Source organism: Mycobacterium sp. 4858, from assembly GCF_900240975.1.
In the GTDB taxonomy this organism is placed as follows: domain Bacteria; phylum Actinomycetota; class Actinomycetes; order Mycobacteriales; family Mycobacteriaceae; genus Mycobacterium.
In genome coordinates this window covers 1,513,379-1,538,601 of record NZ_LT968775.1, presented here as the reverse complement: position 1 = coordinate 1,538,601, position 25,223 = coordinate 1,513,379, and the positions used below count along the sequence as shown (strand labels likewise).

General features: G+C 67.8%; 25 protein-coding genes and 1 tRNA gene. 21 read left to right on the top strand and 5 right to left on the bottom strand.

Annotated elements, in window-relative coordinates:
• The first annotated feature begins 65 nt into the window (after window positions 1-65).
• The 13 genes from C1737_RS07065 (at window position 66) to xerD (ending at window position 12,610) form a co-directional block, all read left to right on the top strand.
• Window positions 66-896: a helix-turn-helix domain-containing protein gene (locus tag C1737_RS07065; protein WP_102417576.1), complete on the top strand. Its 831-nt coding sequence runs from the start codon at window positions 66-68 to the stop codon at window positions 894-896.
• 75 nt (window positions 897-971) lie between these two features.
• Window positions 972-1,346: a DUF732 domain-containing protein gene (locus C1737_RS07060; RefSeq protein WP_304442219.1), complete on the top strand. Its 375-nt coding sequence runs from the start codon at window positions 972-974 to the stop codon at window positions 1,344-1,346.
• Window positions 1,347-1,374: 28 nt separating this feature from the next.
• The gene (locus C1737_RS07055; RefSeq protein ID WP_082975040.1) at window positions 1,375-2,157 is read left to right on the top strand and encodes a tetratricopeptide repeat protein; all 783 of its coding nucleotides are present in this window, start codon (window positions 1,375-1,377) and stop codon (window positions 2,155-2,157) included.
• A 1-nt stretch (window position 2,158) separates the two neighbouring features.
• The gene (locus tag C1737_RS07050) at window positions 2,159-3,160 is read left to right on the top strand and encodes an HAD-IIA family hydrolase (RefSeq protein WP_068092883.1); all 1,002 of its coding nucleotides are present in this window, start codon (window positions 2,159-2,161) and stop codon (window positions 3,158-3,160) included.
• Between the two features lie 12 nt (window positions 3,161-3,172).
• Window positions 3,173-3,358 (top strand): hypothetical protein, encoded by a 186-nt coding sequence (locus C1737_RS07045; RefSeq protein ID WP_068092887.1) that lies wholly within the window; start codon window positions 3,173-3,175, stop codon window positions 3,356-3,358.
• Window positions 3,359-3,366: 8 nt separating this feature from the next.
• Window positions 3,367-4,176 carry a TlyA family RNA methyltransferase gene (locus C1737_RS07040; RefSeq protein WP_102417574.1) on the top strand — a complete coding sequence of 270 codons (810 nt, stop codon included), beginning with the start codon at window positions 3,367-3,369 and terminating at the stop codon, window positions 4,174-4,176.
• Complete coding sequence (locus C1737_RS07035) at window positions 4,173-5,096, top strand: NAD kinase (protein WP_068092889.1); 924 nt, start codon at window positions 4,173-4,175, stop codon at window positions 5,094-5,096. The genes C1737_RS07040 and C1737_RS07035 overlap by 4 nt, the downstream gene beginning before the upstream one ends.
• Before the next feature lie 7 nt (window positions 5,097-5,103).
• A complete protein-coding gene (gene recN / locus C1737_RS07030) occupies window positions 5,104-6,861 on the top strand; it encodes a DNA repair protein RecN (RefSeq protein ID WP_068092892.1) in 1,758 nt (585 codons plus the stop codon).
• Window positions 6,862-7,044: 183 nt separating this feature from the next.
• The gene (steA, locus tag C1737_RS07025; protein ID WP_067924739.1) at window positions 7,045-8,226 is read left to right on the top strand and encodes a putative cytokinetic ring protein SteA; all 1,182 of its coding nucleotides are present in this window, start codon (window positions 7,045-7,047) and stop codon (window positions 8,224-8,226) included.
• An 8-nt stretch (window positions 8,227-8,234) separates the two neighbouring features.
• The gene (locus tag C1737_RS07020) at window positions 8,235-9,179 is read left to right on the top strand and encodes a copper transporter (protein WP_068092896.1); all 945 of its coding nucleotides are present in this window, start codon (window positions 8,235-8,237) and stop codon (window positions 9,177-9,179) included.
• Window positions 9,180-9,301: 122 nt separating this feature from the next.
• Window positions 9,302-11,053: a CTP synthase gene (locus C1737_RS07015; protein WP_102417573.1), complete on the top strand. Its 1,752-nt coding sequence runs from the start codon at window positions 9,302-9,304 to the stop codon at window positions 11,051-11,053.
• Complete coding sequence (locus C1737_RS07010; protein ID WP_102417572.1) at window positions 11,046-11,669, top strand: NUDIX hydrolase; 624 nt, start codon at window positions 11,046-11,048, stop codon at window positions 11,667-11,669. The genes C1737_RS07015 and C1737_RS07010 overlap by 8 nt, the downstream gene beginning before the upstream one ends.
• On the top strand, window positions 11,666-12,610 hold the full coding sequence (gene xerD, locus C1737_RS07005) for a site-specific tyrosine recombinase XerD (protein ID WP_102417571.1): 945 nt from the start codon (window positions 11,666-11,668) through the stop codon (window positions 12,608-12,610). Before C1737_RS07010 ends, xerD begins: the two co-directional genes overlap by 4 nt.
• A 13-nt stretch (window positions 12,611-12,623) precedes the next feature.
• Here xerD and C1737_RS07000 read toward each other — a convergent pair whose 3' ends face one another.
• On the bottom strand, window positions 12,624-13,376 hold the full coding sequence (locus C1737_RS07000) for an O-methyltransferase (protein WP_102417570.1): 753 nt from the start codon (window positions 13,374-13,376) through the stop codon (window positions 12,624-12,626).
• A gap of 323 nt (window positions 13,377-13,699) precedes the next feature.
• Here C1737_RS07000 and C1737_RS06995 point away from each other — a divergent pair, with 323 nt between their 5' ends.
• From C1737_RS06995 to der, 6 genes are read left to right on the top strand one after another with little or no spacing between them, the layout of a single operon-like run.
• On the top strand, window positions 13,700-14,563 hold the full coding sequence (locus C1737_RS06995) for a ParA family protein (RefSeq protein WP_067924742.1): 864 nt from the start codon (window positions 13,700-13,702) through the stop codon (window positions 14,561-14,563).
• Window positions 14,560-15,375 carry a segregation/condensation protein A gene (locus C1737_RS06990; protein WP_102417568.1) on the top strand — a complete coding sequence of 272 codons (816 nt, stop codon included), beginning with the start codon at window positions 14,560-14,562 and terminating at the stop codon, window positions 15,373-15,375. Before C1737_RS06995 ends, C1737_RS06990 begins: the two co-directional genes overlap by 4 nt.
• Window positions 15,375-16,070 carry an SMC-Scp complex subunit ScpB gene (scpB, locus tag C1737_RS06985; RefSeq protein ID WP_102417567.1) on the top strand — a complete coding sequence of 232 codons (696 nt, stop codon included), beginning with the start codon at window positions 15,375-15,377 and terminating at the stop codon, window positions 16,068-16,070. The genes C1737_RS06990 and scpB overlap by 1 nt, the downstream gene beginning before the upstream one ends.
• The gene (locus C1737_RS06980; protein WP_068092906.1) at window positions 16,070-16,813 is read left to right on the top strand and encodes a pseudouridine synthase; all 744 of its coding nucleotides are present in this window, start codon (window positions 16,070-16,072) and stop codon (window positions 16,811-16,813) included. Before scpB ends, C1737_RS06980 begins: the two co-directional genes overlap by 1 nt.
• Entirely contained in the window at window positions 16,810-17,490 is a 681-nt protein-coding gene (cmk, locus tag C1737_RS06975) for a (d)CMP kinase (RefSeq protein WP_067924709.1), read from the top strand. Before C1737_RS06980 ends, cmk begins: the two co-directional genes overlap by 4 nt.
• Window positions 17,487-18,887 (top strand): ribosome biogenesis GTPase Der, encoded by a 1,401-nt coding sequence (gene der / locus C1737_RS06970; RefSeq protein WP_102417566.1) that lies wholly within the window; start codon window positions 17,487-17,489, stop codon window positions 18,885-18,887. The genes cmk and der overlap by 4 nt, the downstream gene beginning before the upstream one ends.
• A gap of 167 nt (window positions 18,888-19,054) precedes the next feature.
• Here der and C1737_RS06965 read toward each other — a convergent pair whose 3' ends face one another.
• Both C1737_RS06965 and C1737_RS06960 read right to left on the bottom strand, forming a co-directional pair.
• Window positions 19,055-19,954, bottom strand: a complete 900-nt coding sequence (locus C1737_RS06965) for a sensor domain-containing protein (protein WP_142393433.1) — start codon at window positions 19,952-19,954, stop codon at window positions 19,055-19,057.
• Window positions 19,955-19,973: 19 nt separating this feature from the next.
• On the bottom strand, window positions 19,974-20,678 hold the full coding sequence (locus C1737_RS06960) for a sensor domain-containing protein (protein WP_102417564.1): 705 nt from the start codon (window positions 20,676-20,678) through the stop codon (window positions 19,974-19,976).
• A gap of 423 nt (window positions 20,679-21,101) precedes the next feature.
• Between C1737_RS06960 and C1737_RS06955 the strand changes: the two genes are divergently transcribed.
• A tRNA-Pro gene (locus tag C1737_RS06955) sits at window positions 21,102-21,178 on the top strand.
• 96 nt (window positions 21,179-21,274) lie between these two features.
• Here the strand turns inward: C1737_RS06955 and C1737_RS06950 are convergent.
• Both C1737_RS06950 and C1737_RS26585 read right to left on the bottom strand, forming a co-directional pair.
• Window positions 21,275-21,412, bottom strand: coding sequence for a hypothetical protein (locus C1737_RS06950; protein ID WP_233214674.1), 138 nt, complete (start codon window positions 21,410-21,412; stop codon window positions 21,275-21,277).
• A 292-nt stretch (window positions 21,413-21,704) separates the two neighbouring features.
• Window positions 21,705-21,989, bottom strand: a complete 285-nt coding sequence (locus tag C1737_RS26585; protein WP_142393432.1) for a hypothetical protein — start codon at window positions 21,987-21,989, stop codon at window positions 21,705-21,707.
• A 737-nt stretch (window positions 21,990-22,726) separates the two neighbouring features.
• Between C1737_RS26585 and C1737_RS26580 the strand changes: the two genes are divergently transcribed.
• Window positions 22,727-25,207 carry a hypothetical protein gene (locus C1737_RS26580; protein WP_142393431.1) on the top strand — a complete coding sequence of 827 codons (2,481 nt, stop codon included), beginning with the start codon at window positions 22,727-22,729 and terminating at the stop codon, window positions 25,205-25,207.
• Window positions 25,208-25,223 lie beyond the last annotated feature (16 nt).

Below are 25,223 nucleotides of genomic sequence, written 5' to 3'. Positions count from 1 at the left end.
TAGGGATGGGCGGCAATTCCCTGCAAGGAATAGCGCCCAGAATCGTTCGCGGGTTGACTGTGTGCATGTCCACTGCGACGCCGGCGGACTTCGGCACGGTGCTCCGCGAATGGCGCAATCGGCGCCGGCTCAGCCAGGTCGACCTGGCGAACGACGCCGGCACCACCCAGCGGCACCTGAGCTTTCTGGAGCAGGGCCGATCGGCGCCCGGGCGCGACATCGTCAGCCGACTGGCCGACTCACTAAAGCTGACGCTGCGGCAACGCAACGCGCTGCTGTCGGCGGCGGGCTTCGCTCCGGCGTACCCGGAGTCACGCCCGGACGCGCCGCTCCTGCGGCCCGTGCGTGAGGCGCTGCAGCATGTTCTCGACGGCCACCTGCCGTATCCGGCGTTGGTGATGGACGGCTTCGGCGAGCTGGTTGCCGCCAACGCTGCTTTGGGGGTGCTGACCGACGGGGTGGCCGGGTCGCTGCTGGAGCCACCGGTCAACGTACTGCGTGTCGCGTTGCACCCGGAGGGTATGGCGCCGCGCATCGTGAATCTCGACGACTGGCGGCGCCACATTCTGCACGGCTTGCGCGAACGCGGCCCGCACCCGCGCATCGACGCGCTGACGGAGGAACTCGAGGGTTACGGCCTGCCGGCGCCGGGCGGGCGGCCGGTCGAATCGCTGGGCTTCGCGGTGCCGCTGCACCTGCGCTGCCCCGACGGTGACGTGCGGCTGGTCGCGACGATCGCGACCTTCGTCACGGCCCTCGACGTCAGCGTGTCGGAGCTGCGTCTGGAAGCGTTTCTGCCCGCCGACCCGCGGACCGCCGCCTCCCTCGCCCGCCGCCACGGCGGCCGTGTCAATCCGACAGCCCGGTCAACCATCGCGGGGATCGAAAAGGTTTAGGAACGCACCCGCAAAACGCGTTGGTGCGCAAATCTTTACCGCACCGTGTTGCGGCTGTGACCCGCATTGGCCAGGGTGGTCACGGTGATGTCCCTCAGGCGTGTGGAACGGGTCCTGCTGCGTGTCCTGGGGGTGGGTGCCTGCGTGGCCGGGATCGCCGCGCCCTTGGCCGCGCCCGTCCGTGCCGACATGCGGGGGAACGCGTTCCTGATGGCCCTGTCCAACGCCGGTATCACCTACCCGCACCCGGAGAGCGCCCTCGCGCTGGGTCAGTCGGTGTGCCCGATGCTGGTCATGCCGGGTCAGTCCTTCGACTCGGTCGCCGATCAGATGGCCAGCCGCAGCGGCCTGGGCTACGAGTCGGCCGGCCTGTTCACCATCGTTGCCGTCGCCAACTACTGCCCGGCGGTGATAGCGCCGTTGCTGCAGAACCGGCTCACGGCGTACTAGCGGTCGGCGCCCCCGTATCCTCGGCTGCGTGGTCGACGACAGGCAGCGGCAGCGGGGCGAACGGCGCCCGCGCCCATCCGGCGCGTGGTCGGGCCCGGGCCGCGCGCGCCCGGCCCAGCCGCAGAAGCCGGACGGCCCTCGCACGCCCGAGCCCGGGCCGCCGATACCGCCCGGCGTGGACGCCCGGCAGCTGGCGCCCGAGATCCGCGGTGAACTGAGCACCCTGGACCGCGCCACGGCCGACGCGGTGGCACGCCACCTGGTTGCCGCCGGCGAGCTCCTCGACGAAGACCCTGAGGCGGCGCTGAGCCACGCCCGCGCCGCCCGCGCCCGCTCCAGCAGGATCGCCGCGATTCGCGAGGCCGTCGGGATCGCCGCTTATCACTGCGGCGACTGGGCGCAGGCGCTGGCCGAATTGCGCGCCGCCCGCAGGATGGGCAGCAAGTCCAACCTGCTCGCGCTGATCGCGGATTGCGAACGCGGACTTGGCCGCCCGGAACGGGCGATCGAACTCGCCCGCGGGCCGGAGGCGGCCCGGCTGGAAGGCGACGACGCCGACGAGTTGCGCATCGTCGCCGCGGGCGCCCGCGCGGACCTCGGCCAGCTGGAGCAGGCGCTGACCGTGCTGTCCACGCCGCAACTGGACCCCACCCGCACGGGCTCGACGGCGGCGCGGCTGTTCTACGCCTACGCCGACACGCTGCTGGCGCTGGGCCGCAACGACGAAGCGCTGCAATGGTTCCTGCGGTCGGCGGCCGCCGATGTCGAAGGTGTCACCGACGCCGAAGACCGGGTCAGCGAGCTGGGCTGAGATGACAAGCGTTGCGCGCCAATACGATTGCCTGCTGCTTGACCTGGATGGGACGTTGTTCCGCGGCCGCCGGCCCACCGAAGGCGCGGTGCAGGCGCTGGCCGAGGTGCCAAGCCGCGCGTTCTTCGTCACCAACAACGCCTCGCGCAGCGCCGCCGAGGTCGCCGCGCACCTGACCGACCTCGGCTTCACCGCCACCGCCGACGACGTCGCCACCAGCGCCCAGAGCGCGGCCCGGCTGCTGGCCGAGCAGCTGCCGGCCGGTGCGCCGGTGCTCATCGTGGGCACCGACGCCCTGGCCGACGAGGTCGCGGCCGTCGGCCTGCGCCCGGTGCGCCGGTTCGACGACGAGCCCGTCGCGGTCGTGCAGGGACTGTCGATGACCATCGGCTGGCCGGACCTGGCCGAGGCCGCGCTGGCCATCCGGTCCGGAGCGCTGTGGGTGGCGGCGAATGTCGACCCCACGCTGCCCACCGAACGTGGCCTGCTGCCCGGCAACGGATCCATGGTCGCCGCGCTGCGCGCGGCCACCGGTGCCGAACCCCAAGTCGCGGGCAAGCCCGCGCCCGGATTGCTCACCGACGCGGCGGCCAGGGGCGACTTCCGCGCGCCGTTGGTGGTCGGCGACCGGTTGGACACCGACATCGAGGGCGCCAACGCGGCCAAGCTGCCCAGCCTGATGGTCCTCACCGGGGTCAGCTCCGCGCGCGACGCCGTATACGCCAAACCCGCCCACCGGCCCACCTACATCGGCCACGACCTGCGGGCGTTGCATCAGGACGGCGCGCGGCTGGCGGTCGGGCCCCAGCCGGGCTGGCGCGTCGACGTCGGCGAACGGGCGGTGACCGTCAGCGGCGACGGGGCCGACGACGGCGACGACCTGGCGGTCGTGCGCGCGGTCGCCGCCGCGGTATGGGCAGCCCCGTCGGACGGGCGGCCGATCGGCGTCGAGGCGGGCGACGCGCGCGCCCGCGAGGCGCTGCAGCGCTGGTCTCTGGACTAGCGTAGGAGCGCAATGACTATCGACCCTGAACAGATTCGCGCGGAGATCGACGCCCTGCTCGCCCGGCTGCCCGAGCCCGGGGGGCCGGAAAACCCCGGCAACGATCCGTCGCTCACCGAGCTCGAAGACATAGCGCGCCGCCTGTCCGAGGCGCACGACGTGCTGCTGGCCGCGCTGGAGTCGGCGGAGAAGGGCTGAGTGCGCGCATGTCTCGCCGCGCCCGCGTCGACGCCGAACTGGTTCGGCGCGGCCTTGCGCGATCGCGGCAACAGGCCGCGGAGTTGATCGGCGCCGGCCGGGTCTGCATCGACGGGCTGCCGGCCCGTAAGCCGGGCACCGCCGTCGCCCTCACCGCGGCCCTGACCGTCACCGACGACGGCGAACGGGGCTGGGTATCCCGCGGCGCGCACAAGCTGATCGGCGCGCTGGACGCCTTCGGGATCGACGTGACCGGCCGCCGCTGCCTGGACGCCGGGGCGTCGACGGGCGGGTTCACCGAGGTCCTGCTGGACCGGGGTGCCGCGGAAGTGGTCGCCGTGGACGTCGGCTACGGCCAGCTGGCGTGGTCGCTGCGGTGCGACCCGCGGGTCGTCGTCGTCGAGCGGACGAACGCCCGTGACCTGTCCCCGGAGGCGATCGGCGGGCCGGTCGACGTGGTCGTGGCCGACCTGTCGTTCATTTCGCTCGCCACCGTGTTGCCCGCGCTGGCTGGATGTGCTTCGGCCACTGCGGATATCGTTCCCATGGTGAAGCCGCAGTTCGAGGTTGGCCGGGGCCAGGTCGGCGCCGGCGGAGTGGTGCACGACGCCAACCTGCGCGCCGACGCCGTCGTGGGCGTGGCGAGGCGTGCCGGCGAGCTGGGCTGGCACACCGTCGGCGTCACCGCAAGCCCGCTGCCCGGCCCGTCGGGCAACGTCGAATACTTCCTTCGGCTGCGCGCCCAGGCCGATCGGGGATTGGCGGATGACGAGTTGGTGGCAGCGGTGCGGCGCGCGGTAGACGAGGGGCCGCAATGACCGAGCAGCGCACGGTGCTGATGGTCGTCCACACCGGCCGCGAAGAAGCCACCGAGACCGCGGCGCGGGTGCAGAAAGTGCTGAGCGACAACGACATTGCTCTTCGCGTCCTGTCCGCCGAGGCGGTCGACCGCGGCTCGCTGCAGGTGGCCCCCGACGACATCCGCGCGATGGGCGTCGAGATCCAGGTGGTCGACGCGGATCCGCACGCCGCCGACGGCTGCGAGCTGGTGCTGGTGCTCGGCGGCGACGGCACGTTCCTGCGCGCGGCCGAACTGGCCCGCAACGCCGGGATCCCGGTGCTGGGCGTCAACCTCGGCCGCATCGGCTTTCTGGCCGAGGCCGAGGCCGAGCACATCGACAGGGTGCTGGACCACGTCGTCGCCAAGGACTACCGGGTGGAGGACCGCCTGACGCTGGACGTGCTCGTGCGCTCGGGCGGTCGCGAGATCGAACACGGTTGGGCGCTCAACGAGGTCAGCCTGGAGAAGGGCCCGCGACTGGGCGTGCTGGGAGTGGTCGTCGAGATCGACGGGCGGCCGGTGTCGGCGTTCGGGTGCGACGGGGTGCTGGTGTCGACGCCCACCGGGTCCACCGCCTACGCCTTCTCCGCGGGCGGCCCGGTGCTGTGGCCGGACCTGGAGGCAATCCTGGTGGTACCCAACAACGCTCACGCGCTGTTCGGCCGGCCGATGGTCACCAGTCCCAACGCCACCATCGCCATCGAGATCGAGGCGGACGGGCACGACGCCCTGGTGTTCTGCGACGGCCGCCGGGAGATGCTGATCCCGGCGGGCAGCCGCATCGAGGTGAGACGCTGCGACACGCCGGTGAAATGGGCACGGCTGGACAGCGCCCCGTTCACCGACCGGCTGGTGCGCAAATTCCGGTTGCCGGTGACGGGTTGGCGCGGGAAGTAAACGGCGGGTGCTCACCGAAATACGCATCGAGTCGCTGGGCGCGATCAGCGCGGCGGTCGGCGAGTTCGACCGTGGCCTGACGGTGCTGACCGGCGAAACGGGCACCGGCAAGACCATGGTGGTGACCGGGCTGCACCTGCTCGGCGGTGCCCGCGCCGACGCCACCCGGGTGCGGTCGGGCGCCGACCGCGCGGTGGTCGAAGGCCGCTTCACCACAATGGATCTCGAGGATGCCGTGGTGGCGCAGCTGGACGAGATGCTGGACGCGTCGGGCGCGGAGCGCGACGAGGACGGCAGCGTGATCGCGCTGCGCTCGGTCAGCCGCGACGGGCCGTCGCGGGCCTATCTCGGCGGCCGCAGCGTGCCCGCCAAGTCGCTGGGCGACTTCACCACCGAGCTGCTCACCCTGCACGGGCAGAACGACCAGCTGCGCCTGATGCGGCCCGAGGAGCAGCGCGGCGCCCTGGACCGGTTCGCGAAGGCCGCCCCCGCGCTCGAGCGCTACCGCAAATTGCGCGACGCCTGGCTCACCGCGCGGAACGACCTCGCCGACCGCCGCAACCGCATGCGCGAACTCGCGCTGGAGTCCGACCGGCTCACCTTCGCGCTCAACGAGATTGACGCCGTCGACCCGCAACCGGGCGAGGACGACGCGTTGGTCGCCGACATCGTGCGGCTCTCCGAACTGGACACCCTGCGGGAGGCGGCGATCACCGCGCACGCCGCGCTCTCCGGGGCGCCCGACGACGCGGAGGCGTCCGGGCACAGCGCCGCCGACGGCCTGGGGCGCGCGAAGGCCGCCCTGGAGTCCACCGACGACGCAAAGCTGCGGGCGCTGGCCGGGCAGGTCGGCGAGGCGCTGACGGTGGTCGCCGACGCGGCCGGCGAACTGAGCGGCTTTCTGGACGAGCTGCCGGTCGACGCCAGCGCGCTGGAGGCCAAGCTGACCCGGCAAGCCGAACTGCGCACGCTGACCCGCAAGTACGCCGCGGACGTCGACGGGGTGCTCCAGTGGGCCCAGGAATCAAGGCAACGGCTGGCCCAACTCGACGTCTCCGAGGAGGGGCTGACGGCGCTGGCCGCCCGGGTCGACGAGCTCGCGCGTGAATTGGCCCAGGCCGCAGTCGATCTCAGCGGTATCCGGCGCAAGGCGGCCAAGCGACTGGCCAAGGAGGTCACCGCCGAGCTGTCCGGGCTGGCGATGGCCGACGCGCAGTTCAGCATCGACGTGCGCGACGACGTGGTCACCGACAAAGAGGATCCGGCGGCGCTCGCGCTGCCGACCGGCGAGTTGGCCCGGGCCGGCGCGGACGGCGTCGACCAGGTCGAATTCGGTTTCGCCGCGCACCGCGGGATGGACCAGCTGCCGCTGGCCAAGAGCGCCTCCGGCGGCGAGCTGTCCCGGGTGATGCTGGCGCTGGAGGTGGTGCTGGCGGCCTCGGCAGCGGGCACCACCATGGTGTTCGACGAGGTCGACGCCGGCGTCGGTGGCCGGGCCGCGGTGCAGATCGGGCGGCGGCTGGCGCGGTTGGCGCGCACGCATCAGGTCATCGTGGTCACGCACCTGCCGCAGGTCGCGGCGTACGCCGATGTGCATCTGGTGGTGCACGGCGCCGGCCCGAAGGGGACCAGCGTGGTGCGCCGGGTCATCGACGACGAGCGGGTCGCCGAATTGGCGCGCATGATGGCCGGCCTGGGCGAGTCCGACAGCGGTCGCGCCCATGCCCGCGAACTGCTCGACGCGGCCCAGCGCGACGAGATCTGATTCGAAGCGCCCGGGCCGAGCGTCGACTTGTCGTGGGCAGAACGGCTCATTTCGCACAACAAGTCGACATTCGAGACCATCTCGGCATCAGCTTGTGACTAATGGGACTCTAGATAACTTCTGAGGCTGATGTTACGGCGCGCCTCCACGCCTCATCCGGGCATCCCCGACAGAATCGCCCCCATGAAGATGTCAGGGCTGCTTACCCGTAACACCGCCCGGCCGGGCCTCGTCGGCACCGCGCGGGTGGACCGGAACATCGACCGTCTGCTGCGCAGGGTGTGCCCCGGCGACATCGTGGTGCTCGACGTCCTGGATCTGGACCGCATCACGGCGGACGCCCTGGTGGAGGCCGACATCGCCGCTGTCGTCAACGCCTCGCCCTCGGTGTCGGGCCGCTATCCCAACATGGGGCCGGAGGTGCTGGTCAACAACGGGGTCACCCTGATCGACGAGACCGGGCCCGACATCTTCAAGAAGGTCAAGGACGGCGCCAAGATCCGGCTCTACGAAGGCGGGGTGTACTCCGGCGACCGCAGGCTGGTCCGCGGCACCGAGCGCACCGACCACGACATCGCCGACTTGATGCGGGAAGCCAAGAGCGGGCTGTCCGCCCACCTGGAGGCCTTCGCGGGCAACACGATTGAGTTCATCAAGAGCGAGAGCCCGTTGTTGATCGACGGCATCGGCATCCCCGACATCGACGTCGACCTGCGCCGCCGGCACGTGGTCATCGTCGCCGACGAGCCGAGCGCCGAAGAGGACCTGAAGTCGCTCAAGCCGTTCATCAAGGAGTACCAACCGGTGCTGATCGGCGTCGACACCGGCGCGGATGTGTTGCGCAAGGCCGGGTATCGGCCCCAGATCATCGTCGGCGATCCCGACCAGATCAGTGCCGACGCCCTCAAGTGCGGCGCCCAGGTCGTGCTGCCCGCCGACGCCGACGGCCACGCACCCGGTTTGGAACGCATCCAGGACCTCGGCGTCGGGGCCATGACGTTCCCGGCCGCGGGCTCGGCGATCGACCTGGCCCTGCTGCTGGCCGATCATCACGGCGCCGCGTTGCTGGTGACCGCGGGCCACACCGCCAACATCGAGACGTTCTTCGACCGGACCCGCGCGCACAGCAACCCCTCGACGTTCTTGACCAGGCTTCGGGTGGGGGAGAAGGTGGTGGACGCCAAGGCCGTGGCCACCCTGTACCGCAACCACATCTCGGCGGGGGCCATCGCCCTGCTGGCGCTGACGATGCTGATCGCCGTCATCGTCGCGCTGTGGGTGTCACGCACCGATGGCGTGGTGCTGCACTGGATCACCGAGTACTGGAACCACTTTTCCCTCTGGGTCGCCCACCTAGTGTCCTAGGGTCGAAGATGATCTCGCTTCGCCAACACGCGTTATCGCTGGCCGCCGTCTTCCTGGCGTTGGCCGTGGGAGTCGTGCTCGGTTCCGGCTTCCTGTCCGACACCCTGCTGTCCAGCCTGCGTGACGAGAAGCGGGACCTGCACACCCAGATCAACGGGCTCAACGACCAGAAGAACGTGCTGAACGAAAAGCTCAGTGCCGCAAATAACTTCGACACACAACTGGTCGGCCGGATCGTGCATGACACGCTCGGCGGCAAGTCGGTGGTGCTGTTTCGCACCCCGGACGCCAAGGACGACGACGTGGCCGCGGTGTCGAAGTTCATCGGTCAGGCCGGCGGCGCGGTGACCGGAACCGTGTCGTTGACGAGTGAATTCGTCGAGGCCAACTCCGCGGAGAAGCTGCAGACCGTGGTGAACTCGTCGATCCTGCCGGCCGGCCAGCAGCTGAGCACCAAGCTCGTCGACCAGGGCTCGCAGGCCGGTGACCTGATGGGCATCGCCCTGCTCATCAACGCCAACCCCGCGGTCCCCCCCGTCGAGGAGGCCCAGCGCGACACCGTGCTGGCGGCGCTGCGCGACACGGGGTTCATCACGTATCAGCCGAGCGAGCACATGGGCGCGGCGAACGCCGCGCTGCTCGTCACCGGCGGCGCTCTGCCGCAGGACGCCGGTAATCGGGGTGTCAGCGTCGCCCGGTTCGCCGCCGCGTTGGCGCCGCACGGGTCGGGCACCCTGCTCGCCGGGCGGGACGGGTCGGCGACCGGCGGCGCGGCCGTCGCGGTGACGCGCGCCGACGCTCAGATGAACTCCGCGGTCAGCACCGTCGACAACGTCGACACCGCGCCGGGCCGCATCACCGCGGTGCTCGGTCTGCACGACCTGATCAACGGCGGTCATGCCGGGCAGTACGGCACCGGTCACGGCGCGACGTCGATCACGGTGCCCCAGTAGCGGGCGTGTTCGACGCGACACTCCGGTCGTGGGTGTTAGGGTGGGTTTCCGTGGGTCGGCAGGCCCTACTAGTTATTCGCTAGCAAAATTCGACGCCCTGCCCGTCTTCACGGAGGTCGCCTGTGCGAAAGCACCCGCAATCCGCCACCAAGCACCTCTTCGTCAGCGGGGGCGTCGCATCCTCGCTGGGCAAGGGTCTTACCGCGAGCAGCCTCGGTCAGCTGCTGACGGCCCGCGGGTTGTACGTGACGATGCAAAAGCTCGATCCGTACCTCAATGTGGACCCGGGCACGATGAACCCGTTCCAGCACGGCGAGGTGTTCGTCACCGAGGACGGTGCCGAGACCGACCTCGATGTCGGTCACTATGAACGGTTCCTGGATCGCGACCTGTCCGGCTCGGCGAATGTCACGACGGGACAAGTGTATTCGACCGTCATCGCCAAGGAGCGGCGCGGAGAATACCTCGGCGACACCGTGCAGGTGATCCCGCACATCACCGATGAGATCAAGCGCCGGATCATGGCGATGGCGCAGCCGGACGCCCAGGGCAACCGTCCCGACGTGGTGATCACCGAAATCGGCGGCACGGTCGGCGATATCGAGTCGCAGCCGTTCCTGGAGGCCGCGCGCCAGGTCCGCCACGACCTGGGGCGCGAGAACGTCTTCTTCCTGCACGTCTCGCTGGTGCCGTACCTGGCGCCCTCGGGTGAACTCAAGACCAAGCCCACCCAGCACTCGGTGGCCGCGCTGCGCAGCATCGGTATCACGCCGGACGCGCTGATCCTGCGCTGCGACCGGGACGTCCCCGAGGCGCTGAAGAACAAGATCGCGCTGATGTGTGACGTGGACATCGACGGCGTCATCTCCACGCCGGACGCGCCATCGATCTACGACATCCCGAAGCGGCTGCACCGCGAGGAACTCGACGCGTTCGTGGTGCGCCGGCTCAACCTGCCGTTCCGCGACGTCGACTGGACCGAGTGGGACGACCTGCTGCGCAGGGTGCACGAGCCGCACGAGACCGTGCGAATCGCCTTGGTGGGCAAGTATGTCGAGCTTTCCGACGCCTACCTTTCGGTCACCGAGGCGTTGCGCGCCGGCGGCTTCAAACACCACGCCAAAGTGGAGATGCAGTGGGTGGCGTCCGACGACTGCGAGACCGGGGCGGGCGCGGCGGCGGCGCTGGGCGACGTGCACGGGGTGCTGATCCCGGGCGGCTTCGGTATCCGCGGGATCGAGGGCAAGATCGGCGCCATCCGGTACGCGCGGGCGCGCGGGCTGCCGGTGCTGGGTCTGTGCCTCGGACTGCAATGCATCGTGATCGAGGCGGCGCGTTCGGCCGGGCTCACGCAGGCCAACTCCGCCGAATTCGACCCCGACACACCGGATCCCGTCATCTCCACGATGGCCGACCAGGTCGAGGCCGTGTCCGGTCAGGCAGACCTGGGTGGCACCATGCGGCTGGGCGCGTATCCCGCCGTGTTGCAAACGGATTCGGTCGTCGCACAGGCCTACGGCACCACCCAGGTGTCCGAGCGCCACCGGCACCGCTACGAGGTCAACAACAGCTATCGCGACAAGATCGCCGAGAGCGGGCTGCGGTTCTCCGGCACCTCGCCCGACGGGCATCTGGTGGAGTTCGTCGAATATCCGCCGGAGGTGCACCCGTTCATCGTCGGCACCCAGGCCCACCCCGAACTGAAGAGCCGGCCCACCCGGCCGCACCCGCTGTTCGTCGCGTTTGTCGGGGCGGCCATCGACTACCAGTCGGGCGAGCTGCTGCCGGTGGAGATCCCCGAGCACGCCTCCAACGGCAACCCGCAGCGGGACGGCGTCAGCCAGTCGCTACCCGAACCCGCGACCCGTGGCTGAGCACGTCTTCGAGACGGCGTCATCCGAAACGCTGTACACCGGAAAGATTTTCGCGCTGCGCAGTGATCGGGTGCGGATGCCCGGCGGTGCCACCGCGATTCGCGAAGTCGTCGAGCACTACGGGGCCGTTGCCATCGTGGCGTTGAACTCCGACAACGAAATCGCGATGGTCTACCAATACCGCCACGCCTTCGGCCGGCGGTTGTGGGAGCTTCCGGCCGGGCTGCTCGATGTGGTGGGGGAGCCGCCGCAGGAGACCGCGGTCCGTGAGCTCCAGGAGGAGGTCGGCCTGCAGGCCGGAACCTGGCAGGTGCTGGTCGACCTGAATTCCGCGCCGGGCTTCAGCGACGAGTCGGTACGGGTGTACCTGGCGACCGAGCTGACGGAGGCACCCCGGCCCGAGGCGCATCACGAGGAAGCCGACATGACGATGGGCTGGTTCTCCCTCGCCGACGCGGTGTGCGGGGTATTCAGTGGCGAGATCGTGAATTCCATTGCCATTGCCGGGATTCTGGCCGCCCACGCGGTGACCGAAGGCATCGCCGAGCCGCGGCCGGTGGACAGCCCGTGGCCCGACAAACCGACGGCGTTCGTCGCGCGAAAGGCCGCCCGATGACAACGGCGTTGACGCTCGACACCCAGCTGCAGGGCTACCTCGACCACCTCACCATCGAGCGGGGTGTCGCCGCCAACACGCTCAGCTCGTATCGCCGCGACCTGCGCCGCTACAGCAAGCACCTGTCGGACCGTGGAATTCACGACCTGGCCAAGGTCGGCGAGGACGACGTCAGCGAGTTCCTGGTCGCGTTGCGCCGCGGCGACCCGGACTCGGGGACCGCGGCGCTCTCGGCGGTGTCGGCGGCGCGGGCGCTGATCGCGGTGCGCGGCCTGCACCGGTTCGCCGCCGCCGAGGGGCTCGCCGAGCTGGACGTGGCGCGGGCGGTGCGCCCGCCGACGCCGGGACGCCGGCTCCCCAAGAGCCTGACCATCGACCAGGTGCTGGCGCTGCTGGAGGGCGCGGGCGGCGACAGCGCGTCCGACGGCCCGCTCACGCTGCGCAACCGGGCGCTGCTGGAGCTGCTGTACTCGACCGGGGCGCGCATCTCGGAGGCCGTCGGACTCGACGTGGACGACATCGACACCCGGGCCAGGTCGGTGCTGCTGCGTGGCAAGGGCGGCAAGCAGCGGCTGGTGCCCATCGGGCGGCCGGCCGTGCAGGCGCTGGACGCCTATCTGGTGCGCGGCCGCCCGGAGCTGGCCCGCCGCGGACGCGGGACGCCGGCCATCTTTCTCAACGTGCGCGGCGGGCGGTTGTCGCGGCAAAGCGCGTGGCAGGTGCTGCAGGACGCCGCCGAGCGCGCCGGGATCACGTCGGGGGTGTCGCCGCACATGCTGCGGCACTCGTTCGCGACGCACCTGCTCGAGGGCGGTGCCGACGTGCGGGTGGTGCAGGAGTTGCTGGGACACGCCTCGGTGACGACGACGCAGATCTACACGATGGTCACCGTGCACGCGCTGCGCGAGGTGTGGGCCGGCGCCCACCCGCGGGCCCGGTAGGGCGCGGCGGCCGTCAGCCCAGGTACTCGGACTCCAGCACCAGGTCGGACACCAGCGACTGGTACTCGAGGTGCGTCTTGTGCTCGACGGTGTTCCATTGCTTGCCCTGCTCGCGGCGCATGTACTCGCGGTACTTCGGGGCGCCGGGCACCCGCACGTTGTCGGCGACCACGACCGCGCCCGGGCGCAGCCAGCCGCGCGCCATGATGCTGTGCAGGTCGTCCAGGTAGGCGTCCTTGTCGTGGTCGAGGAACGCGAACTCGAGGGCACCGGAGGCGAACCCGTGTTCGTCGGCCAGCGCGTCCAGCGTGCGCCCGCCGTCACCGACCGTGCCGACCACGCAGGTCACGCGGTCGGCTACGCCGGCGTGCGCCCAGATCCGTCGCGCGTTGGCGGCGTTGGCCTCGGCGAGTTCGACGGAATACACCTTCGCGTTCGGGGCCGCCCGCGCGATGCGCAACGCGCCGTATCCCACGTAGGTGCCCAGCTCCAGCGCCACCGCCGGATTGGCGCGCCGCACCGCCGCGTCGAGGATCTGGCCCTTCTCGTCGCCGACGTTGATCAGCATCGACTTCTGGTAGGCGAACTTGTCGATGGTGGCCAGCACGTCGTCGATGTCGCCGGCCCTCGCGTTGCGCAGGACGTAGTCCACCGCGGCGGCCTCGCGCCCGTCGCCGATCTGGCCCGTCGTGGTGATGTTGCGCGCGCCCGTCGCCATCCGCCAGACCGACCATCGCAGCAGGGGAATCCGTCGCTTGAGGTCCATGACGACACAGTAGTTCGGACGGCCGACGGGTGGCGGCGCCGAGATTGCCACCACGGCCGTCGCGGCGCCGGAATCGCAACCCTCACGGCAATCTCGCTGCCACACCGCCGCCGCGATATCGCCCGCGATATCAAGTTTGAAACCCGCCCACCACCTCCCCGGTGATGCTGGTGTGACTGCTGTTAACGATCATCGTCGCCAAGCGCGCTACCAGCGCAAATCCGGCGAAATTGGCTGGTGAATTGCCTGCGGGTCGCCCGGCTTACGCCCGCGAACCCGTTAGACTTTCGGTCGATGTTCACCTCCCGAACACCCCCGCCATGATGACCGAGCAGCCGGATAGCGGCGTCGAGCTCGGTCTGACCGGGCGGCCGCCGCGGGCGATCCCGGAACCGCAGCCGCGCACCTCGCACGGCCCGGCCAAGGTCGTCGCGATGTGCAACCAGAAGGGTGGTGTCGGGAAGACCACGTCGACCATCAACCTGGGCGCCGCGCTCGCCGAATACGGCCGGCGGGTGCTGCTGGTGGACATGGATCCGCAGGGTGCGCTGTCCGCCGGGCTCGGCGTCCCGCACTACGAGCTGGAGAAGACCATCCACAACGTGCTGGTCGAGCCGCGGGTGTCGATCGACGACGTGCTGCTGCAGACCCGGGTCAAGTACATGGACCTGGTGCCCAGCAACATCGACCTGTCCGCCGCCGAAATCCAGCTGGTCAACGAGGTGGGCCGCGAACAGACCCTGGGCCGGGCGCTCCATCCCGTGCTGGATCGCTACGACTACGTCCTGATCGACTGCCAGCCGTCGCTCGGGTTGCTCACCGTGAACGGGCTGGCCTGCGCGGACGGCGTGGTCATCCCCACCGAATGCGAGTTCTTCTCGCTGCGTGGCCTGGCGCTGCTCACCGACACCGTCGACAAGGTGCGCGACCGGCTCAATCCGAAGCTGGAGATCAGCGGCATCCTGCTCACCCGGTACGACCCGCGCACGGTCAACTCCCGCGAGGTGATGGCCCGGGTGGTGGAACGGTTCGGCGACCTGGTGTTCGACACCGTGATCACCCGAACGGTCCGGTTCCCGGAGACCAGCGTGGCCGGCGAACCCATCACGACCTGGGCCCCGCGCTCGACGGGCGCCATCGCCTACCGCGCCCTGGCCCGCGAGTTCATCGACCGATTCGGCGCGTGACGGCCAGCGCAAACGGTGAGGCGCCACCCAAGAACGGTTTTCAAGTCCGCCTGACCAATTTCGAGGGTCCGTTCGATCTGCTGCTGCAGCTGATCTTCGCCCACCGCCTCGACGTCACCGAGGTCGCGCTGCATCAGGTCACCGACGACTTCATCGCCTACACCCGCGCGATCGGCTCCCAGCTGGACCTCGAGGAGACCACCGCGTTCCTGGTGGTCGCCGCGACCCTGCTCGACCTCAAGGCCGCCCGGCTGCTGCCGGCCGGACAGATCGACGACGAAGAGGACCTGGCGCTGCTGGAGGTGCGCGACCTGCTGTTCGCCCGGCTGCTGCAGTACCGCGCGTTCAAGCACGTCGCGGAGATGTTCGCCGAGCTGGAGGCCACCGCGCTGCGCAGCTACCCGCGCTCCGTATCGCTGGAGGACCGGTTCACCGAACTGCTGCCGGAGGTGATGCTGGGCGTCGACGCCGACCGGTTCGCCCAGATTGCCGCGATCGCGTTCAGCCCGCGCCCCGTGCCGACGGTGGCCCTCGGGCACCTGCACGAGGTGGCAGTCTCGGTGCCCGAGCAGGCCAAGAAGCTGCTGGCGATCCTCGAGGCGCGCGGCAGCGGCCGGTGGGCCACGTTCTCCGAGCTGGTCGCCGACTGCGAGGCGCCGATGGAGGTGGTCGGGCGCTTCCTGGCGTTGCTCGAGCTGTATCGGAGCCGGGCGGTAGCATTCGACCAGTCGGAGCCGCTTGGTGTGCTCCAGATTTCATGGACCGGGGAACGTCCGGCCAGCGAAGCCTTGCTAGAAGTGCGGGACGAATGATGAGCGAATCTGAGGCCGACGTCGATCTCGACGTGGGCATTCCGGACATCGCCGAGGCGGCGCCCATGGACGCCGCGGAACTCGGCTCCGTGCTGGAGGCCCTGCTGCTGGTGGTCGACAGCCCCGTCACCGCCGAGGCGCTGGGCGCGGCCACCGGGCAACCCGTCTACCGGGTCGCCTCCCGGCTGCAGCAGATGGCCGACGAACTCACCGAGCGCGACAGCGGGATCGACCTGCGCCAGACCAGCGAGGGCTGGCGGATGTACACCCGGGCGCGGTTCGCGCCGTACGTGGAGAAGCTGCTGCTGGACGGCGCGCGATCCAAGCTGACCCGCGCCGCGCTGGAGACCCTGGCCGTGGTGGCCTACCGCCAGCCGGTGACCCGGGCGCGGGTGAGCGCGGTCCGCGGCGTCAACGTGGACGCCGTGATGCGGACGCTGTTGGCCCGCGGCCTGATCACCGAGGCCGGGGTGGACGACGACACCGGCGCCGTGACCTTCGCGACCACCGACCTGTTCCTGGAGCGGTTGGGGCTGACGTCGCTGGCCGACCTGCCCGACATCGCCCCGCTGCTTCCCGACGTCGACACGATCGAGGACCTCAGCGAATCCCTGGACAGCGAGCCGCGTTTCATCAAACTCGCCGGCGGTCAGGCGCCCGACCAGGCGCTGACGTTCGACGTGGACCACGATTGATGGTCGAGACCGAGGGGATCCGCCTGCAAAAGGTGTTGTCGCAGGCCGGAATTGCGTCGCGGCGCGCCGCCGAGAAGATGATCATCGACGGCCGCGTCGAGGTCGACGGGCAGGTGGTGACCGAGTTGGGCACCCGCGTGGACCCCGATGCGTCGGAGATCCGGGTCGACGGCGCCCGGGTGGTGCTCGACGAGTCGCTGGTGTACCTGGCGCTGAACAAGCCGCGGGGCATGCACTCCACCATGTCGGACGACCGGGGCCGCCCGTGCATCGGCGACCTGGTGGAACGCAAGGTGCGCGGCAACAAGAACCTGTTCCATGTCGGGCGGCTGGACGCCGACACCGAGGGGCTCATCCTGCTGACCAACGATGGCGAACTGGCGCACCGGTTGATGCATCCCTCCCACGAGGTGCCCAAGACATACCTGGCAACGGTGACCGGGACGGTGCCGCGCGGCGTGGGAAAGACACTGAAGGCGGGAATCGAATTGGACGACGGCCCGGCGCGCGTCGACGAATTCGCCGTGGTGGACGCCATTCCGGGCAAGACGCTGGTGCGGGTGGTGTTGCACGAAGGGCGCAACCGCATCGTGCGCCGGCTGCTGGGCGCCGCCGGCTTCCCCGTGGAGTCGCTGGTGCGCACGGACATCGGGCCCGTGTCGCTCGGCAAGCAGCGGCCGGGCAGCATCCGCGCGCTGAGCCAGGGCGAGGTCGGGCAGCTCTACCGGGCGGTGGGCCTGTGAACGTCGTCGTCGCCATCGACGGGCCCGCTGGGACCGGGAAGTCCTCGGTGTCAAGGGGATTGGCGCGCGCGCTGGGTGCTCGCTACCTGGACACCGGGGCGATGTACCGGATGGTGACCCTGGCGGTGCTGCGCGCGGGCATCAGCCCGACAGACGACGAGGCCGTCGGCCGCATCGGGTCGACGGCGCAGCTGTCGGTGGACTATCACACCGATGGCGACCGTTACTTCCTTGCGGGGGAGGATGTTTCGGCCGAGATCCGCGGCGACGAGGTGACCCGTGCGGTCTCGGCGGTGTCGTCGGTCCCCGCCGTGCGCGCCCGCCTGGTCGGGCTGCAGCGTGAGATGGCCGAGGGGCCCGGCAGCGTCGTCGTCGAGGGTCGCGACATCGGCACCGTCGTTTTGCCCGACGCCCCCGTGAAGATCTTCCTGACCGCGTCGGCCGAAACCCGCGCGCGGCGCCGCAACGACCAGAACGTCGCGGCCGGCCTGACCGATGACTACGACGCGGTGCTGGCCGACGTCCGGCGCCGCGATCATCTGGACTCCACCCGGGCGGTGTCGCCACTGCGCGCCGCCGACGACGCGGTGGTTGTCGACACCAGCGAGATGACCGAGGCGCAGGTGATCGATCACCTGCTGGAACTGGTCGAGCAGCGAAGCGGGGCGGTGCGGTGACTTCCGACGGCACCTGGACCGACGAAAGCGATTGGGAATCGGTCGAATCCGAGCTCGACGAGCAGGCCGAGGCGGGCCCCGCGCCCGTCGTGGCGATCGTCGGGCGGCCCAACGTCGGCAAGTCGACGTTGGTGAACCGGATCCTGGGCCGGCGCGAGGCGGTGGTGCAGGACATTCCCGGCGTGACCCGCGACCGCGTGTCCTACGACGCGCTGTGGACCGGCCGCCGGTTCGTCGTGCAGGACACCGGGGGGTGGGAGCCCGACGCCAAGGGCCTGCAGCAGCTGGTGGCCGAGCAGGCGTCGGTGGCCATGCGCACCGCCGACGCGGTGATCCTGGTGGTCGACGCCACGGTCGGCGCCACCGCGGCCGACGAGGCCGCCGCCCGGATCCTGTTGCGCTCGGGCAAGCCGGTCTTCTTGGCCGCCAACAAGGTTGACAGCGAGAAGGGTGAGGCGGACGCGGCGGCGTTGTGGTCGCTGGGGCTCGGCGAGCCGCACGCCATCAGCGCGATCCACGGCCGCGGCGTCGCCGACCTGCTCGACGAGGTGCTGGCCGCGCTGCCGGAGGTGTCCGAAGCCGCGCCCACGCCGGGCGGCCCCCGGCGGGTGGCGCTGGTGGGCAAGCCGAACGTGGGCAAGAGCTCGCTGCTGAACAAGCTGGCCGGGGACGAGCGCTCGGTGGTGCACGACGTCGCCGGCACCACCGTGGACCCGGTGGACTCGCTCATCGAACTCGGCGGGAAGGTATGGCGGTTCGTCGATACCGCGGGTCTGCGCCGCAAGGTCGGTCAGGCCAGCGGGCACGAGTTCTATGCCTCGGTGCGCACGCACTCGGCGATCGACGCGGCCGAGGTGGTGGTGGTGCTGATCGACGCCTCCGAGCCGCTGACCGAACAGGACCAGCGCGTGCTGTCGATGGTCATCGAGGCTGGGCGGGCGCTGGTGCTGGCCTTCAACAAGTGGGATCTGGTGGACGAGGATCGGCGCGAGCTGCTGGAGCGCGAGATCGACCGCGAGCTGGTGCAGTTGCGCTGGGCGCAACGGGTCAACATCTCCGCCCGGACCGGTCGCGCTGTGCAGAAGCTGGTGCCCGCGATGGAGACTGCGTTGGCGTCGTGGGACACACGCATCCCGACGGGCCCGCTCAACGCGTGGCTGAAAGAGGTGGTGGCCGCGACGCCGCCGCCGGTCCGCGGGGGCAAGCAGCCGCGCATCCTGTTCGCCACCCAGGCCACCGCCCGGCCGCCCACGTTCGTGCTGTTCACCACCGGGTTCCTGGAGGCCGGCTACCGGCGCTTTCTGGAGCGGCGGCTGCGGGAGGCCTTCGGTTTCGAGGGTTCGCCGATCCGCATCAACGTGCGGGTGCGCGAAAAGCGTGGGGCTAAGCGGCGCTGAGCCTCCTGGCTTGGGCCTCCTCGGAACCAATCGGCGATTCACAAACTTGATAGCGCCGGCGATATCACTTCACCTCGGGCACGAGATCCCTAAGCGTGGGCGCCGCCGCTCGCTGCTCGGTGTTGGCACACCCGCGACCGCCGGTGCGGTCAATGCCGCTACGACGCCTACGAGGCCCGGGCGTCGATTTTCTTGTCGACTGCGTTCACGAACTGTGGAACCGCCGACCCCGACACGCTTCGTCCGCAGAGATCAAGGTCGATGACGACGTTGTTCCGGGCGCTGAGGGCGCGCTGGCAGTTCCAGCCCTGAGCCTCTTGAACCCCGTCCATCGCGAGGATGCCGCCGGCCCGCGACACCGATCCCGTCTTCCAAAACACGTTGCGGGGATCATCCTTGTTGACGTTTCGGGTGTTGAGCTCGCGATCGGCGCACCTCTGCCAGTCCGTCGCGGCGTTGCCGACGAAGTTGTTCGCAGAGTCCGCGTCCGGGAAGGACACGACCGCTTGAATTAACCGCCATCCCTTGGCGGGAGCGTCGCCAAGCTCCTGCGTCCGAACCGCAGTCCAACCGGTCTTCCCGTACGCCTTCTGCTCGGCCGCTTTCAACACACCCACGCAGTCCTCGTCAACGATGGGTGTGTCGGCCAGCTTGTCTTGAACCGGTTCGCCCGACAACGTTTCGGCGCCGACAGCGTGGGCGGCTTCCTCCGCAGTCAGCAGCACATCCGGGAGTGCGGAGGCGGCCACGGTGCCGCCGCCCGGGTGGGCCGGCTGGTACACGATGACCGCGACCAATAGCCCGACCGTCAGCATCGCGGCGGCGCCCGTCAGCCACCACCACCGGGCGACCGGCTCACCGAAACGGCGCGGGGTCGCCGCCTGGTTCGGCCAGACGGCGCCGGGGCCGGGCGGAGGCAGGTGTCCGGGCGCGCCCTGGTAACCGAATGGTGGCGCAAATCCCGGGCTTCCCGGTGGCGACGGTGGGGGACCGGCATAGGCCGGGGCGCCGGAAGTGCCTTCTTGCCTGCCTCCGGGGCCGCTGCCCCGGTCGCCCGGAACGCTCACGCCTTACCTCCTGGGCTGTTCACGAGGTGGGGATCCGGGAGGCGACTTTGTTGACGAGTTCGGGAGCTTGATCGCTGCCGCGGTAGTCGCACACCCTCATGTCGATCACCACGTTGCTGCGCGGCATCAAGGCACGCTGGCAGCCCCACCCCGTTCCTCCGGTCTTCTCCCAGGAGACCATCAGCGTGTTGTCGACGACCCTGGGGTCGGCGACGGCGATGGTGCCACCCTCGTGGCGGTTCACCAAAACCTCGGTTCGGGCGCAGTGATCCCACTTCCTCGTGAGGTCCTCGAAGACGGCGCCGGCGTCTTTCGCGGTCGGAAAGGCCACCAGCGACTGCAGGGTCAGCTTCACGTACACGTCACCCGGTCCGTGAAGTTCGGCCGACTGCGCGTCGATGAAGCGGGTGTCGCGATAGACCTGAGCCATGCCCGGGGCCCAGATGCCGGCACAGTCGGGCGGGTCGGCGGTATCCATGAACAGGCCATTGTTGCTCTGGTAGAGCGTCATTCCCTGCACGTGCAGGATGTCGCCGGCCTCGGCGGGACTCAACAGAAGGTTCTTCAGATCTTCCGGGTGGACCAGCCCCGGTGTCGTGGGCACCGAGAGCCCGGGCGGCTCGCGGTGTGATGCCGCCGCCGATGCACCCGAGGTCATCACACGGCTGATGAGGATGACGCCCAACACGGCCGAGGTGACCGTGAGAATGACCGTCGTGAGCATCAACCAGCGTTTGGCGCCAGGGGGCGGGGCTGGCCGCGGGCTTGGAGGCCACGGAGGCGGTGTGCCGGCCGCGCCCGGCTGGAAGCCGCTCCATGCGATCGGCTGTCCCGGCGCATAGGGAGCGCCGGGTGGGCCGACATGGTAGCCGCCCGGGGGCGGGAGCGGGGCATTCCCCTGATTCGCCGGCGGTTCACTCCCAGCCACGCGCCGGACCGTTCGCCATCATTGCGGTCGTCCCCCGAAAGTTTGTGGCGAGCACAGCCGCCCGCCTGCGTTCGTGAGCAGGATTCTAGATGGCGACGGGGATTGGCGTTTGCGGTTTCCTGCCCGGCAGGTATCGCCGGGTTGGTCGGAGGCCGCTTCGCTGTGTTCCGGGCTGTCTGCGGTAGGCTGTCGACCTGCTGCCGCCGATTCGGGCGGCACCGGGCTGTGGCGCAGTTTGGTAGCGCACTTGACTGGGGGTCAAGTGGTCGCAGGTTCAAATCCTGTCAGCCCGACCAGAGGAGTAGCAGGTGAGAGGCGGTTCGGGAGTGATCCGAGCCACCTTATTCATACCAGACGGGGGTATGGATAGCACCGCGGATAGCAACGACTGCTCAGTCCAGCAGACCGAGTCGACCGGCCAAGCCCTCGACTGCTGCCCGTGCGGTGTCATCGCTGGTGTGCCCGTAGATGTCGCCAGTAATCGCGACGGAGGAGTGTCCCAGCAGATCGGCCACTGCCTTGATGTGCATCCCGGACCCAAGTCAGACGACAGCCGCACTATTGACCCTGTTTGGTGAATACGGGTCACGCGGCTTGTGCCATCCAAGTGAGTCGGTGTTGGAAAGTCGACCGCTGAGATCATACCCGTAGCCGAGTAATGTCGGCGTCGGTTATAGAGCCCCGTTCGATCCACTCGACAACTGCGCGCTTGACAGCCGCCGGCTTGCGTCCAAACTCGAATTTAGTTAGTGAGACCGGATTGTCGCTGCAGTCCATATTCCTTTGAATTAGCCTTCAAAAGGCTATGCACTCAAAGGTTCGCTATGCTTCTGCTTCTCCTTCCCCTTCTCCTTCCTCGTCTTCTTCCCCTTCTCCCGGTTTAATTTCTTCGGGAATATCATCATGCGGACGTTCAGGGCCATCATCGGAAGGCCAAGAAGTCTGCTGGTTTGACGGTTCATACGGGTAAATTCCTGGCTCAGGCTCTGAGGGTGGGGAGATAGGCGGCTCGTACGGGACATGCGCTGTGGCAGGTTCGTTGCCGGAATCGACATCAAAATCTGATTCAGGTTCTGGAATTGGGGGGAATGGGGGTTCAAAAGCCATTTTGTGCTCCTTTCTGCGTTTAAGATAGCGCGTTGGCAGGGCGCGGCGCTACGGTCCAGAATCACACTGTCGATGAACAGCGCGCGGTCGAGACTCTGTCCGAAAAAAGAGATCACTGACACCTGTGCCACCGTTGTTGGTTGCCGTAGGCAAGGCTGCCGTCGGGGTTGACCGCTACGCTGCTCGGGGGAGCGTGGTTCAAAGGCGGCCGGGCACTTCGCTTCAAGAGGTGTCAACTATGTCCCGAGACAACTGCCAACTACGTCGTGAAGCCAGACACTGTCAGCCCGACAGATGAAAGGCCGCTTGACGTGCCGGTTTCTAGTTTTTCGACGGCATCGGTGCCGCCATCAAACCCGATGGGCATGCAGATGCGTCAGCGCGGCGCGAGTGTGCCGTGCGTCGTACGGCCGTAACTGCGGCACGCCGAGTTCTTGATCGCCGCCTGCCACATGATGAAGGGCGTTGACGGGTAATAGGGTTCGCCGGCCTCATTGCAGACCACCTCATTGCAGACCACGTAGCCAAGGCCCGCATAGTCGCCGCCCAAGGCTAGCTGTTCTCTGTGGCCGGACGCGTCTCGGCGGTGGTGTTCGCTCAGCAGCGCATCAGGTATGGACTTTTGGCACTAGCTGGCTGTTTTGTGGGCGGCGTAGCGTCGAATCAGGTTTTCTGCGTGACAGCAGGGCAATCCGAGCGAATGGGGGAAGTTAATGTCTACCAGGGATTACGCTAACTTGGATGACGATGTTTTGAAGGATCCTTTTCCCGATGAGTTTAATGCCCTTCGCATTGGCACGGCGATAAATGCAGATATGAATGAGCTCCTGCTCGACAGCGACGCGTTCGATATGGAAAAGCTGGCTCAAAATGGGTTCTTATTGTATGGCCCGAGTAAGTTAAAGAGTGAAGTACAAGGGGGCGGTGTCACCCAGGAGTCGCAAGACGCATGGGGGTGGAGTACGGCTGCGTCGCTTGGACTGAATCTCGGGATTGTCGGTGCCTCGGCGTCGTTTTACGTTAAACAGACTATGAACGCATGCAGGCGTTCGTCGGAAGTGACGATTGTCGGAAACCATAGCTATTCGCTCTCCATAGCGCTGAAACAAAAATATATTACCCCGAACGAATATCTTGCTTGTGCAACACAAGCGTTCCAGGACGCGATCAATAAAGTCTACGCCGCCGCCAAGACTCTGAAACCTGATGATCCTGATAGTTTCTCGGCGCTGGTTGCTGCGCTGACCGAGTTTTACGATCGTTTCGGCACGGGCTTCGTTGACGAGCTCGATCTGGCAGCCAGCGGGGTTTTCGAAGGTTCTTTGGTCAGGAGCAGTGATTACAAGGAGAGCAATTTCGATGTCGGTGGCGGTGTCGCGGTTTCCCTTCCTTTAATCAGTGGGGGGGCTGCCGCAGAGTTCTGCAGGACCCAAATGACTGCAATGGCCGCGGCGGATTTCGTATCGCGGGCTTATGGCCGTCCCGCAGAATGCGGGCCTGCAACATGGGCACAGCGAATGGCAGACGCCTTCACGACCGACGGCCTTCAAAAATGCGTCGACCCCGAGGTTTGGAACATACCCTGGGACAAACCGGTGGATGTGCCGAAGGTGCCGGAGAATGCCCCTATAGATATTTCTTCCCTTCGTTCTTCACTTTCCTTTGCTTCTTCGATGCCAGATTTACCGAAGATCCCCGAGGGGGTACTGGACAGTGCGATTAAAGAAATGCAGTACAGCAAGCTCGCGCCTGAGTACAAGACGCACCCAAATCCAGATGACAAAGAGAAGGAACAGGAATGTCAGGCCGAACTTGACACGCTGAAAAACTGGGCGAAGCTCACCGAGAAACAGATCAATGATCTGGCCGCACAACCTATTCCACTAAATCAGGCAGCGCCGCCGACCGTTCCGGCCGCCCGCGCGGTCCGCGCGAGTGTTATGGAGGAGAAACTCTTCGGTGATTATGCGCCCAGTGGCTACTCGTACAAGCCTTGGGGGGCTATTTTCCCCGAGCTGGAGCGCATAAGCAAGCTGTGTACAACCTCCCAAGTCGTGTTCGGCCACTCCCTGGTGTGGTTTTCGATCAGAGGTGTCTTCGCCCAGTACCTCGAGTACTGCGTCAACTACCCTGATGTGGTCGGAGACGGCCTGCATATCCGTGTCGCGGCTAATGTGTTCCGGCTCGCGCTGAACGCGGTGAGTGAATTTCTGACCGACTCGCTGAGAAATCGTCAAAATCCTCCTGATCTCACCTTCCTCCAACGCTTGGAAGGCACTCTGAAAAAGGAGCTCGATGATCGCGACTTCGGGATGTACGACCATTACCGGTTCTGGATCGATAATTACGAATGGCTCAAGAAAGTTCCCTTCGGCGTGGTGGCTGTCGTCGAGCGCGGCGGGCAGCACTTCTATCAGGAAAATCCCTGTCCGGGCTGTCCATTGGGCAAGGATGGAAGTGGATTCACTCCGACGGACAGCATTGCGCCAGCGGACTTGATAGATGGTAACGCCTATCGGCTGTATCCGATTATATCAACAGACTTTCACAGGAAACCGTACTTCGTTTGGGTCGGGGTGCCGTCCCGGCTCAAGGGCGACCATGGCCAAGCACTCACAAGGTCTAGTGAGAGATTGACTCTGGGTTTTCCCGCATGGCACAAGGATATTCCTGAGGATGAGGTCTTTGAAGAGACGGTCTTGCCCATGCTGATTCATCAGAGCAACGAGGGTGCCGAAGAGATCGCCAGGGCCGAGAATGATTTTCGTTTTTTCCCGCAGTTTTTGACAGAAAGATGGGAAAATCGCAAATCGCTCTATGGGATGAATCTCTATCCCCGCCTCGGTTCAGATGAAAATCTGCTACAGGAAGCGGGACGACTTGCGCACGAGGCAAGCCAATACGGCACTGTTCTGCCCGACAAGGATGAAACAACCGGTGAATACGGAAAGGTCTGGCGTTTACGTAAGCCGGAAGGGGCTTGGGCGGCTTATTTCCCCCCGCACGACGCGATGTTTTTCTGGGGACCCGCGGATGGGGCGGGGTGGGATCTCTTCGAGCGCTGCGAAATTCGCCTGGTCCCCATCAACTATGACGCAGTGAGGAATGCCGGGGTTGTTCAGTCCAGCGGGTTTGTTAAGTCCGGCGGAAGACCAATGTGGCTGGAGCCCCGGACCGACGAGTTATTGAACCGGTTGCACGCGCTCGCCGCGACATAAAGCCGCTGTTCTGGTT

What these genes read in the sequence shown, in the direction of transcription:
- C1737_RS07065 (WP_102417576.1), top strand. Translation starts at nt 66, where the DNA reads ATGTCCACTGCGACGCCGGCGGACTTCGGCACGGTGCTCCGCGAATGG.
- C1737_RS07050 (WP_068092883.1), top strand. Translation starts at nt 2,159, where the DNA reads ATGACAAGCGTTGCGCGCCAATACGATTGCCTGCTGCTTGACCTGGAT.
- C1737_RS07045 (WP_068092887.1), top strand. Translation starts at nt 3,173, where the DNA reads ATGACTATCGACCCTGAACAGATTCGCGCGGAGATCGACGCCCTGCTC.
- C1737_RS07040 (WP_102417574.1), top strand. Translation starts at nt 3,367, where the DNA reads ATGTCTCGCCGCGCCCGCGTCGACGCCGAACTGGTTCGGCGCGGCCTT.
- C1737_RS07035 (WP_068092889.1), top strand. Translation starts at nt 4,173, where the DNA reads ATGACCGAGCAGCGCACGGTGCTGATGGTCGTCCACACCGGCCGCGAA.
- steA (WP_067924739.1), top strand. Translation starts at nt 7,045, where the DNA reads ATGAAGATGTCAGGGCTGCTTACCCGTAACACCGCCCGGCCGGGCCTC.
- C1737_RS07020 (WP_068092896.1), top strand. Translation starts at nt 8,235, where the DNA reads ATGATCTCGCTTCGCCAACACGCGTTATCGCTGGCCGCCGTCTTCCTG.
- xerD (WP_102417571.1), top strand. Translation starts at nt 11,666, where the DNA reads ATGACAACGGCGTTGACGCTCGACACCCAGCTGCAGGGCTACCTCGAC.
- C1737_RS07000 (WP_102417570.1), bottom strand. Translation starts at nt 13,376, where the DNA reads ATGGACCTCAAGCGACGGATTCCCCTGCTGCGATGGTCGGTCTGGCGG.
- C1737_RS06995 (WP_067924742.1), top strand. Translation starts at nt 13,700, where the DNA reads ATGACCGAGCAGCCGGATAGCGGCGTCGAGCTCGGTCTGACCGGGCGG.
- scpB (WP_102417567.1), top strand. Translation starts at nt 15,375, where the DNA reads ATGAGCGAATCTGAGGCCGACGTCGATCTCGACGTGGGCATTCCGGAC.
- C1737_RS06980 (WP_068092906.1), top strand. Translation starts at nt 16,070, where the DNA reads ATGGTCGAGACCGAGGGGATCCGCCTGCAAAAGGTGTTGTCGCAGGCC.
- C1737_RS06960 (WP_102417564.1), bottom strand. Translation starts at nt 20,678, where the DNA reads ATGCTCACGACGGTCATTCTCACGGTCACCTCGGCCGTGTTGGGCGTC.
- C1737_RS06950 (WP_233214674.1), bottom strand. Translation starts at nt 21,412, where the DNA reads ATGCACATCAAGGCAGTGGCCGATCTGCTGGGACACTCCTCCGTCGCG.
- C1737_RS26585 (WP_142393432.1), bottom strand. Translation starts at nt 21,989, where the DNA reads ATGGCTTTTGAACCCCCATTCCCCCCAATTCCAGAACCTGAATCAGAT.